We start from the raw sequence: 10,891 nt of genomic DNA, 5'->3' as shown, positions 1-10,891 counted from the left end.
CCGAGACCCACCCGTTCGCCGGCTGCGCCAACGCACCCGACGACGACCACCGATACGACGACGGAAGAGAACACGTACCACCCGACGTCGGCGGCGTCGTGGTGGGTGTCGTGGGCACGGTGGTCGGCGGGGTGCTGGTGACCGCGCCGGTGCACGCGGTGCCGTTGAGCGTGAAGGCGGTGGGGACAGGGTTGGTGGTGCTGTAGGCACCGTTGAAGCCGAAGTTGGTGGAGGCGCCGGTGGCCAGGCTGCCGTTCCAGGAAGCATTGGTCACCGCGACCTGGCTGCCGGTCTGGGAGTACGAACCGCCCCACAACTGCGTGATGGTCTGTCCGGAGGCGAAGGACCAGGTCAGCTGCCAACTGCTGACCGGCTCCCCCAGATTGGTCACGCTCACATTGGCGCCGAAGCCGCCGGTCCACTCGTTCGTGACACCGTAGTCGACCCGGCAGCCGCTGGCGGCCTGCGCCGACGAGGTTGCCACGAATGACACCCCGGCCGCAGCCAGCACAGTGGCGAGCATGGCTATCAGTAACGACCTGTACCGTCTGAACGTGTGCGTCTGTTTCATGGAACACTCCTTGAGTGATGGGCCGGGAAGGGAATTGATTGCGCAGCTGTCCGGCGCAACCGATACGGCACGGCTACGGCACGGCAGACCTACATCTACGCGGCCGGGTCCCCCGACATGTGAGCGCTAACTACTGACCTTTCGCGGATCTACCCCGGCACTCTGCGGCCGGCTCACCGCTCGAAGGAGCGGCGAAAGCAGTCCTGGGAAGGGTGCACGAAGGAGCACGGCCGCGTACGGGATCCACAGACGGCGGCAACGGCGAAGTCGCTCGACCGGGATCACCCGCAGCGTGGGCAGGCGCTCGAATGCGATCATGGAACCTCCAGCGGCGTGAACAGCGATGACCTGTCAGGCACGCGCGAACCGCTAGGAGGAGCGATCTGCGAAAAGACGAGCTGGGTCGGACCGGCGATTCCAACAGGGTCCGACGTCCCCGCACTCGGTGCCCGATCCGGCAATCAGGCAGTCGCGGCAGGAGATTTGAAAACTAAGGTAAGCAGACGAGTCCTTCGGGCGTCTATGACAGCAGCAGTGGAGCTTGCACAGTTGACCCCGGCCGGCCGGTTCGGTCCGTGAGGGGCGAACCGGCTGAAGGGCCATGAGCGGAGGCCCGGACACATCGGCGGTCTTACGGGGTGATCTTGGTGTACCTCTCCCCCGACCCGGACTCGGTCGAGCTGGAGGAAGGGTTCACACGCGACATGCGAGGGATCGGGCGCAGCCGGGCGGCGTTACTGCCGGTCCCCACGGGGGACGTTAGCTCCCTTGGGGACCAACGGTTCGCGTGCCCACGCTCGGGCTGTCTAAGTCTTCGGCGGCAACCGGGGCGTCACAAGAGGGGAGCGAGCGTCGCTTCCGCATGGTCGGGAGCGGCGTCCGCCGGAGTCCGGTCGGCGAGCGCGGCCAGGTGGCGCTCGGCGTCGAGTGCGGCTGCGCAGCCGGTGCCGGCGGCGGTGACGGCCTGGCGGTAGGTGTGGTCGACGACGTCGCCGGCGGCGAAGACCCCGGGGACGCTGGTGCGGGTGGTGGGGGCCTGAACGGTGATGTAGCCCTCGGGGTCGAGGTCGAGCTGCCCGGCGAACAGCTCGGTGCGCGGGTCGTGGCCGATCGCGGTGAACAAGCCGGTCACGTCCAGGCGCCGGGTCTGCTCGGTGAAGACGTCCCGCAGGGTGACGCCGGTGAGCATGCCGCCGGTCTCGTGGAGTTCGGTGATCTCGCTGTCGAAGGCGAAGGAGATCTTGTCGTCGGCGAAGGCGCGGTTCTGCATGGCCTGGGAGGCGCGCAACCGGCTGCGGCGGTGCACGACCGTCACGGAGGCGGCGAAGCGGGTGAGGAAGGTGGCTTCCTCCATAGCGGTGTCGCCGCCGCCGACCACGACGATGTCCCGGCCCTTGAAGAAGAAGCCGTCGCAGGTCGCGCACCAGGACACACCGCGGCCGGAGAGTTCGTCCTCGCGGGACAGTCCGAGTTTGCGGTAGCCGGAGCCGGTGGCCACGATCACCGTGCGGGCGCGGTGCACGGTGCCTTCGGAGTCGGTCAGCAGCTTGATGTCGCCGGTCAAGTCGACGGAGACGATGTCGTCGTCGATGATCTCGGCACCGAAGCGCATCGCTTGGGCGCGCATGTCGTCCATCAACTGGGGGCCTTGGACGCCGTCGGGGAAGCCGGGGAAGTTCTCCACCTCGGTGGTGGTGGTCAGCGACCCGCCGACGAAGATGCTGCTGCCGAAGACCAGGGGCTTGAGATCGGCTCGGGCGGTGTAGAGGGCGGCGGTGTATCCGGCGGGACCGGAGCCGATGACCACCACCTCGCGTACCGGGGGCCGGCCGGCGCTCATGCCCGGGCCTCCGGCTCGATCTCGGCGATCAGGCCCTCGACCAGGACCTTGATCTCGTCGCGGATCGGGCGGACGGCGTCCACGCCCTGACCGGCGGGGTCGTCGAGCTTCCAGTCGAGGTACCGCTTGCCGGGGAAGACCGGGCAGGTGTCGCCGCAGCCCATCGTGATGCAGACATCGGACTCGCGGACCGCGTCGATGGTCAGCACCTTGGGGACCTCCGCGGAGATGTCGATGCCGACCTCGGCCATCGCCTCCACCGCGGCGGGGTTGACCTCCCTGCCGGGAGTGGACCCGGCGGAGCGGACCTCGATGCGGTCGCCGGCCAGGTGGGTGAGCCAGGCGGCGGCCATCTGGGAGCGGCCGGCGTTGTGGACACAGACGAACAGCACGGACGGCTTGTCGGACACGGTCTCGTTCTTTCTGTCGGCGTGGAGCAGGGCGGTAAGGGTCAGGCGGTGGAGAGCAGTTCGGACAGCAGGGACGCGGTGCGGGCGTCGAGGTCGCCGCGGATCGCGTACACCTCCTCCAGGCTGGCGCCGGCCGGGTCGGGGACGGGCCGGCCGAGGGCCGCCCGCACCGTTTCGGCGGAGAACGTCCCGCCGTGGCGGGTGGCCAGGCACGCGACCGCCGTCAGCAGGCGGTGGTCGGGAGCAGCCGCGGGAGCTGGAGCAGGTACAGCAGGGGGCATGAGGCCCTCCGGCAAGGGAAGGGCGGCTCCGGGTGCGCGGGCACCTGGAACCGGGCGGGGCTGGCATCAGCGCCCGCTGATGTGAAAGTATCACCCCATGCTGACGTCAGTCGACACTGATCTACTGCGGGTGCTGGCCGACCCGCTGCGCCTGCAGATCGTCACCCTGCTCGCCCGTGAAACGCTGTGCACGACGCACCTGGTGGAGGAGACCGGTGCCCGGCAGACCAACCTGTCCAACCACCTGAAGGTGCTGCGCGACACCGGGGTCGTCGAGACCGAGCCGTGCGGCCGGTTCACCTACTACAAGCTCCGCCCGCAGGTCCTGGAGCAGCTCGCGGGATCGTTCGCCGAGCTGGCGGCCACCGCGCGCGAGACCGAGCTGAACAACACCAAGCGCGCCTGCCCCTGACCCTCCCCGCCCCTTACGCCGGCTTCGCGGCCGGCGCCGTTGCCGTACCCGGAGACCTTCTTGAGCGCCACCGACGCCGCCGCCGAACCCCTCACCCCTGCGCCCGCCGCGGCGCAGCCGTCGCCCGGCGCGACCCCGCCCCGCGTGCCGCCGGCCCGCCGGGCGACGGCCGAACTGGTCGGCACCGCAGCGCTGGTCGCCGTGGTGGTGGGCTCGGGCATCCAGGCCACCGAACTCACCCACGACGTGGCCCTGCAGCTCTTGGCGAACTCCACCGCGACCGTCTTCGGCCTCGGGGTGCTGATCGCCCTGCTGGGCCCGGTCTCCGGCGCGCACTTCAACCCGGTGGTCACCCTTGCGGAGTGGTGGACCGCCCGTCGCGGCGGCCCCGGCGTCACCTTGCGGGAGGCCGCCCTCTACATCGCCGCTCAGATCGCGGGGGCTACCGGCGGCGCGATCCTCGCCGACGCGATGTTCGGCAAGGCGCTGGTGACCTTCTCCACCCACGACCGCAGTGCCGGGCACCTGCTGCTCGGCGAGGTCGTGGCCACCGCCGGCCTGATCCTGCTGATCTTCGGTCTGGCCCGCACCGATCGCCTGAACCTGGCGCCGGTCGCGGTCGCCTCCTACATCGGCGCCGCCTACTGGTTCACCTCCTCCACCTCCTTCGCCAACCCCGCCGTCACCATCGGCCGCACCTTCACCGACACCTTCGCCGGTATCGCCCCCGGCTCCCTGACCGGCTTCATCGCCGCCCAGCTCCTCGGCGCGGTGGTCGGCCTGGCCCTGGTCGCGGTCATCTTCACCAAGCGCGAGGCAGAAGACGTCGCCGCCTGAAGCGCACGCCGCCGCAGACCTGCGGGCCCCAGTTGCCTGTCCGGGCCGGGCCGCGGGCGGGGCGGTTGCCGAGGACGGTGAGCTGTGCGTCGCCGAGGTACTCGCCCGGCGCGATGCTCCGTTCGTACGTCAGACAGCGGTCACTGAACGATTCAAACTGCTGTCGCATCCAGTGCCGATCCACGGCCGCAGGTGACAGGAGCGGTCCGACAGCGGCAGTCAGCCGGTCGTGGGGCGCAGGTCCAGCATCGCGGACATGCCCGCCACCACCGACGGGGCGACGGTGTAGTAGACCCAGGTGCCGCGCCGCTCGGAGGTCAGCAGGCCGGCCTCGCGGAGCTTCTTGAGATGGTGGGAGACGGTCGGCTGGGAGACGCCGACGTCCTGGATGTCGCACACGCACGCCTCCCCGCCGGGGTGTGAGGCGATCTTCGAGAACAGCCGCAGCCGGACCGGGTCGGACAGGGCCTTGAACATCGCGGCCATCTTCTCCGCGTCGGCCGCAGACAGCTCGCCCGCGGTGATCGGCGGGCAGCACGGCACCACCGGGGCGTCCTGCAGAACCGGCAGCTCGACCATCCCAGAATTCGACATACGTCTATGTTGACACTCGTCGATAAAAGAGGCAACCTTCGAGGTATCGACAGACATCGAAACAGCGGCCCGGTGATCGCCGGACCGCACTGGGAGAAGGGCACCGTCATGCCAGCACCCGCCACCACCGAGCTGCCGGTCGTCGTCATAGGCGCCGGCCCCACCGGGCTGGCCGCAGCAGCCCACCTGGCCGAACGCGGCCTGACCCCGCTGCTCCTGGAGCGCGGTCCCGCTGCCGCCGACGCCGTACGGCAGTGGGCGCACGTGCGGCTGTTCTCCACCTGGGCCGAGCTGACCGACCCCGCCGCCGAGAAGCTGCTCGCCCCCACCGGCTGGACCGCGCCGGACACGGGCACGTATCCGACCGGCGGGGACTGGACCGAGCTCTATCTGCAGCCGCTCGCCGACGCCCTCGGCGACGCGGTGCACTACGGTGCGACCGTCACCGGCGTCTCCCGCATCGGCCGGGACCGGATCGTGGACGCCGACCGTGACACCCAGCCCTTCACCGTCCACTACGCCACCGCCGACGGCCGCGAGGAGCGGGTGCTCGCCCGCGCGGTCATCGACGCCACCGGTACCTGGACCCTGCCCTCGCCCGCAGGCGGCAACGGACTGCCCGCCCTCGGCGAGCACGCCGCCGCCGACCGCATCACCTACCGGGTGCCCGACCTGAAGGACCCGGCCGTCCGCGCCCGGTACGCCGGCAGGCGCACCGCGGTCATCGGGTCCGGGGCCTCCGCCTTCACCGCCCTGGCCTCGCTCGCCGACCTGGCCAAGGCCGGCGACGGCGCCGGCACACACGCGGTGTGGGTGCTGCGCCGCGGCATGTCCGGCTCGACCTTCGGCGGCGGCACCGCCGACCAGCTCCCCGCCCGCGGCGCCCTCGGCCTGGCCGCGAAGGCCGCCGTCGACCAGGGCCACGCGGACGCCGTCACCGGGTTCCGCACCGACGCGATCGAGCGAGACAGCGACAACCGGCTGGTCATGGTCGGGGACGACGGGCGGCGTCTGGAGCCGGTGGACGAGGTGATCGTGCTGACCGGCCTGCGCCCGGACCTGTCCTTCCTGTCCGAACTGCGCCTCGGCCTGGACGAACGCCTCCAGGCGCCGGTCGCGCTTGCGCCGCTGATCGACCCCAACCAGCACTCCTGCGGCACCGTCTACCCGCACGGTCACCGCGAACTGTCCCACCCCGAGGCCGGCGTGTACCTGGTCGGGATGAAGTCCTACGGCCGCGCCCCGACATTCCTGGCGATGACCGGCTACGAGCAGGTCCGCTCGGTAGCCGCCGCCATCGCCGACGACATCGAATCCGCCGACCGCGTCGAACTGACCCTGCCCGAGACCGGGGTGTGCGGCGGCGCCGGCCTCTTCGACGACCCGGCCGCCGGACAGGCCGACGGAGGTGGATGCTGCGCCCCCGCGCCCGCACTGGTGCAGATCGGCATCGGCGCCCCCGCGTCGACGGGCGGCTGTTGCTGAACCCCCATCCGCACACATCAGGAGGTCGTCATGTCCCGCGTCCAACTCGCACTACGCGTCCCCGACCTTGAAGCGTCCATCGCCTTCTACGCCAAGCTGTTCGGCACCGAGCCCGCCAAACTCCGCGACGGCTACGCCAACTTCGCGATCGCCGAGCCCCCGTTGAAGCTGGTCCTGGTCCAGGGCGCCGACGGAGAGGCCACCCGCATGGACCACCTCGGCGTCGAGGTCGCAACGACCGAGGACGTCCACGCCGCCACCACCCGCCTCGCCGAGACCGGCCTGGCCATCGACGTGGAGAACGACACCACCTGCTGCTACGCCCTCCAGGACAAGGTCTGGGTACACGGCCCCGGCCGCGAACCCTGGGAGGTCTACGTCGTCAAAGCCGACGCCGACACCCTCACCAAACAGCAGGGCAGCACCTGCTGCGCCGACTCGAGCGCCACGGCGGACGACAAGCCCGCAAAGGCGGCCGCGTCCTCCTCCAGCCGCTGCTGCTGAACGAAAGTGACCAGCCTTCACACCAGCGGGGCCGCGACCAGCACCGGGGAATGGTCGCGGCCCCGCGCCGTGCCGCCCCGCCTTGCCGGCGGCCGGGCGGTCAAGCTCCGGGGAGGTTGATGACGAAGTGCGCGCCTCCCAGGGGGCCGGGGGTCCCGCCAAGGGTGATGTCGCCGCCCGCGTTTCTGGCCAGGCGGCGGGCCAGGGCCAGGCCGAGGCCCGCTCCGTCGTGGCCGTCGGAGGAGTCGGCTCGGCGGCCGGCCTCGAAGACCGCGGGGCCCAGGGCGGCCGGGACGCCCGGACCGTCGTCGCTCACGTGGACCTGCGCTCCGCCCGGAGCCTGCACGCATTCCACGAGGATCGCGTGCGAGCTGTAGCGGTCGGCGTTGTCGAGCAGCGGGGTGAGGATGCGTTCGACCAGAGCCGCCGGGACGTCGACGGTGACGGCCTGCCCCTCGACGGTGACCGGGACCGCGTCCGGCGCGGCCTCGGCACGCCGCTGGGCCAGGGAGGTCGCGACCTCGCCGGGGTCGCAGCGGCCGGGGTCAGCCGAACCCGCCCGGGCGTCGGCGAGCAGGGCCTCGCAGATCTGCGCCATCTGTGCGGCGCTCGCCGTGATGGCCTCGTGCGAGGCCGCCTGTTCGGCCCGGCTGCGCGGCCGTGCGGTCAGCCACTCGGCTTCGGCGGTGATCCGCGCCAGGGGCGTACGCAGCTCGTGGGACAGCTCGGCGGTGAGCTGCTGCTCGTGGCGTACGAGGGCCGCCAGCCGGTCCAGCAGGCCGTCGAGGTTGCCGGCGAGGTGCGCGAGTTCGCGCGGGCGCTCGTGGGTGCCGAAGCGCCGCGAGGCGCCGTGCTCGCTCCATTCCGCCGCTTGGGCGCTCATCGCCCCCACCGGCTGGAGCGCACGGCCGGCGACCGACCGCGCCACCGGATAGACGGCGGCCAGCAGCGCGAGCGCGAGCCCTGTCGAGCCGAGGAGTACGTACCTGGTGGTGGACCGGTACGGGTCGAGCGCGACGGTCGCCACCACCGTGCCCACCTGCCGGTCGCCGGCCGGCGCCATGACGGGCAGGGCGTACAGCCGGTTGGCGGCGGGTTCCGCGGCGTCGGCGAACACCGCCGACCGCCCGGCCAACCGGTCCGCCTGGCGCTGCAATGCGTCGGGCGCGGCCGGGCGCTCCACGGCGGCCCGGCCCTGGTAGATCCACACGCCGACGTCCAGCGCCTGGTCGTCGCTGGGCTCGTGGACGACGATCCGGCCGTCGGCCCGCGCCTCGATCGTGGCCGCCACCGCCGCGGACCTCGTACGCAGCAGGTCGTCGGCCTGACCGCGCAGTTGCGCGCCCAGGACCAGGTTGGCGGCGACCGTCAGCACCGTCACCCACACCGCCGTGACGGCCAGCGCCAGCAGGGCCAGCCGCCCGCGCAGGGTGCGCGGCCGCAGCGCGGACAGGGGCGGCCGCCGCGGTCGCCGCCCCGAAGGCCGCTCAGCCGATGCCGTACCCCTCGGCCAGGTGAGGCGCCTCACGAGAACCGGTACCCGACGCCCCGTACGGTGCTGATCGCCTGACCGCCGCCGGCCTCGCGTAGCTTGCGCCGCAGTCGCGTCATGTACTGGTCGAGGGTGTTGTCGCTGACCCGGGCGCCCTCGGGCCAGGCCGCCCTGAGCAGGGCACGGCGGCGCACCACCGTGCCCGGCGCGGCGGCCATCACGCAGGCCATCAGCCGGAACTCGGTCGGCGTCAGCTGTACGTCCCGTCCGTGCACCCGCAGGACGTGCGCCGCCGGGTCGAGCCGGACACCGGACGACTCGACCGCCGCCTCCCGCCCCGCCCTGCGCAGCACCGCCCGAATCCTGGCGGCCAGCTCGACGAGGTGGAATGGCTTGGCGAGAAAGTCGTCACCCCCGGAGGTGAAGCCGGACAGCCTGTCCGGAAGCGTGTTGTGCGCCGTCAGGAACACCACGGGGACATCGATGCCGGCCGCCCGCATCGCATGGCACACGTCCCGCCCGTCAGAGTCGGGCAACCCGATGTCCAGGACGACGGCATCCAACCGCGCCTGCGACCGTACGGCTCGCAGCGCGCCGGCGCCGTCGCCGGCGGTGAGGACGTCGAAGTCCTCCTCCCGCAGGCCGCGGGCGAGTATCGCGCGAAGGCCCGGGTCGTCCTCCACGACCAGGACGCGGTGAGAGGTCACCGTACGATTGTCACCGATCCCGGCACTTCCCCGAGGACCCCTCGTAGGGTCGCCCTTCGCTGATGACGAGGTCGCGGTCATGAGCCGAGGTTGACACGCGCCGCCTGAAAAAAACCTGACTGCGCGCCCTCGCCGCAGCCGCTCCGCCACACGGTGCAGCGAAGTGCCATCGCAAGGCCGTGACCTGCACAAACACGCCGCGGCGGACGAAGTCCTGCAGGAGGTCGCGGCTGGCCCCCGCCACCCCGTCGCACTTGTTTCCGCGCCGCTCGAGCGACCAGGGTGGAGCCGATATCCAGGGCATAGGCGGTCAGATCGTCGCAGCCTCCGCGCGTGAACCGTCCCTGCCGGGGTCACGACCGCCGGGAGTCCGGCCACACCGCGACGTTAACGTCTACAAGCTTGTAGACGCTAACGTCACGACATGACGTCTCCCACGACTCCCACGACTCCCACGACCCGGCGGCGCGCCATGGGAAGCAGCGCGCTGAACAAGGTTCCCGAAGTCACGGCCTGGTTCTGGATCATCAAGATCCTCTGCACGACGGTCGGCGAGAGCTTCGCCGACTACATCAACACCACGCTGGGCTTCGGTCTGACCAACACCATGCTGCTGTTCACCGCGGTGTTCGCAGTCGTGCTGACCGTCCAGTTCCGCACCAAGCGCTACAGCCCGTTCCCCTACTGGCTCACCGTGGTCGTGGTCAGTGTCACCGGCACCCTCTACACCGACATGCTCACCGATCAACAGAACGTCCCGCTGTGGCTCAGCTCCACGGTGTTCTCGATCCTGCTGGCCCTTGTCTTCGGGATCTGGTGGCTGCGCGAGCGGACCCTGTCGATCCACAGCATCACCAGCTTCCCGCGTGAGGCCTTCTACTGGCTGACCGTCCTGGTGACGTTCGCGCTGGGCACGGCCACCGGCGACTGGACACTCGAACTGACCAGCTGGACGCCCGCCAAGTCGGTGCTCCTGCCGCTGGGCCTCATCGCGGCGATCACCGGACTGTGGAAGTTCGGCGCCAACCCGGTCCTCTCCTTCTGGCTTGCCTACATCCTCACCCGGCCGCTCGGCGCCAACATCGGTGACTGGCTCGCCTCCCCGAAGACCGCAATCAGCCCCGGCGAGCCCGTCGGGCTCGGCCTGGGCACCTTCGCCACGAGCCTGATCTTCCTCAGCGCCATCCTGGCGACGGTCATCTACCTGGTGATCAGCCGCAGCGACGTCGCCGAGACCTATGAACTGACCCACGAGGCATCCGCCACCACGAACGCGCGCAAGGAGCACCTCGCCCTGGGAGGCTTCGGGGTGCTCGCCGTCGCCACCGTGGCGCTGCTGGTCTGGGCGCACAACCAGCCGCACGTCACCTGCGACCCGACCGGTCGGAGTGAGACGTTGCCGGCCTGCCCGAAGGCCGCCATGACCAGCAGCCAGACCGCCGCGGCGCTGGCGAAGTACCAGAAGCTCACGCAGACGGCCATCGCGCAGGACAAGGCGGGAACCGCCGCGGCCTCCCATGCCACCGTGCAGAAGATGCGCGACGACTGGGACGCGGACGCCACCTCACTCCAAGCGGTGAACAACACGACCTGGACTCTGCTCGACAACCAGATGGACGCGGTCCTCGAGGCGTACGCCATCGACCACGGCGACATCAAGCCGGCTCCGGCCGCCGAGCAGGAGAAGCAACTCGATGTCCTGCTGGGTGACTTCACAAGTCACCACTTCTGAGGAGGCGGCACGTCCGGTGGTCCCCG

General features: G+C 71.0%; 12 protein-coding genes. 5 read left to right on the top strand and 7 right to left on the bottom strand.

The annotated features are described in order from the left end of the window. The 4 genes from NFU81_RS02820 to NFU81_RS02805 form a co-directional block, all read right to left on the bottom strand. A partial coding sequence (locus NFU81_RS02820) for a non-reducing end alpha-L-arabinofuranosidase family hydrolase (RefSeq protein WP_251484540.1) occupies positions 1 to 484 on the bottom strand: 484 nt, incomplete at its 3' end. A gap of 919 nt (positions 485 to 1,403) precedes the next feature. Beyond that, on the bottom strand, positions 1,404 to 2,411 hold the full coding sequence (trxB, locus tag NFU81_RS02815; protein WP_251484539.1) for a thioredoxin-disulfide reductase: 1,008 nt from the start codon (positions 2,409 to 2,411) through the stop codon (positions 1,404 to 1,406). Next, positions 2,408 to 2,821 (bottom strand): arsenate reductase ArsC, encoded by a 414-nt coding sequence (locus tag NFU81_RS02810; protein WP_251484538.1) that lies wholly within the window; start codon positions 2,819 to 2,821, stop codon positions 2,408 to 2,410. The genes trxB and NFU81_RS02810 overlap by 4 nt, the downstream gene beginning before the upstream one ends. A gap of 41 nt (positions 2,822 to 2,862) precedes the next feature. Beyond that, on the bottom strand, positions 2,863 to 3,102 hold the full coding sequence (locus NFU81_RS02805) for a hypothetical protein (RefSeq protein ID WP_251484537.1): 240 nt from the start codon (positions 3,100 to 3,102) through the stop codon (positions 2,863 to 2,865). A 97-nt stretch (positions 3,103 to 3,199) separates the two neighbouring features. On the opposite strand from NFU81_RS02805, the gene NFU81_RS02800 reads away from it, so the two are divergent. Together NFU81_RS02800 and NFU81_RS02795 are read left to right on the top strand one after the other, a co-directional pair. Then, entirely contained in the window at positions 3,200 to 3,514 is a 315-nt protein-coding gene (locus NFU81_RS02800; protein WP_251484536.1) for an ArsR/SmtB family transcription factor, read from the top strand. A 60-nt stretch (positions 3,515 to 3,574) separates the two neighbouring features. Next, the gene (locus NFU81_RS02795; protein ID WP_251484534.1) at positions 3,575 to 4,351 is read left to right on the top strand and encodes an aquaporin; all 777 of its coding nucleotides are present in this window, start codon (positions 3,575 to 3,577) and stop codon (positions 4,349 to 4,351) included. Between the two features lie 219 nt (positions 4,352 to 4,570). Here the strand turns inward: NFU81_RS02795 and NFU81_RS02790 are convergent, their stop codons facing one another. Then, a complete protein-coding gene (locus NFU81_RS02790; protein ID WP_251484532.1) occupies positions 4,571 to 4,945 on the bottom strand; it encodes an ArsR/SmtB family transcription factor in 375 nt (124 codons plus the stop codon). Positions 4,946 to 5,053: 108 nt separating this feature from the next. Here NFU81_RS02790 and NFU81_RS02780 point away from each other — a divergent pair, with 108 nt between their 5' ends. Continuing rightward, the gene (locus NFU81_RS02780) at positions 5,054 to 6,430 is read left to right on the top strand and encodes an FAD-dependent oxidoreductase (protein ID WP_274038164.1); all 1,377 of its coding nucleotides are present in this window, start codon (positions 5,054 to 5,056) and stop codon (positions 6,428 to 6,430) included. Between the two features lie 30 nt (positions 6,431 to 6,460). After that, positions 6,461 to 6,934, top strand: coding sequence for an ArsI/CadI family heavy metal resistance metalloenzyme (locus NFU81_RS02775; protein ID WP_251484529.1), 474 nt, complete (start codon positions 6,461 to 6,463; stop codon positions 6,932 to 6,934). Positions 6,935 to 7,034: 100 nt separating this feature from the next. Here the strand turns inward: NFU81_RS02775 and NFU81_RS02770 are convergent, their stop codons facing one another. Both NFU81_RS02770 and NFU81_RS02765 read right to left on the bottom strand, forming a co-directional pair. Beyond that, positions 7,035 to 8,462, bottom strand: a complete 1,428-nt coding sequence (locus NFU81_RS02770) for a sensor histidine kinase (RefSeq protein ID WP_251484527.1) — start codon at positions 8,460 to 8,462, stop codon at positions 7,035 to 7,037. Then, positions 8,459 to 9,133, bottom strand: a complete 675-nt coding sequence (locus NFU81_RS02765; protein WP_251484524.1) for a response regulator transcription factor — start codon at positions 9,131 to 9,133, stop codon at positions 8,459 to 8,461. The genes NFU81_RS02770 and NFU81_RS02765 overlap by 4 nt, the downstream gene beginning before the upstream one ends. 424 nt (positions 9,134 to 9,557) lie before the next feature. On the opposite strand from NFU81_RS02765, the gene NFU81_RS02760 reads away from it, so the two are divergent. Next, entirely contained in the window at positions 9,558 to 10,865 is a 1,308-nt protein-coding gene (locus NFU81_RS02760; RefSeq protein WP_251484521.1) for a COG4705 family protein, read from the top strand. Positions 10,866 to 10,891 lie beyond the last annotated feature (26 nt).

The organism is Actinacidiphila cocklensis (assembly GCF_907177275.1).
GTDB lineage: Bacteria > Actinomycetota > Actinomycetes > Streptomycetales > Streptomycetaceae > Actinacidiphila > Actinacidiphila cocklensis.
The sequence above is the reverse complement of the archived record's forward strand: the minus strand, read 5'-3'. Positions and strand labels throughout refer to the sequence as shown.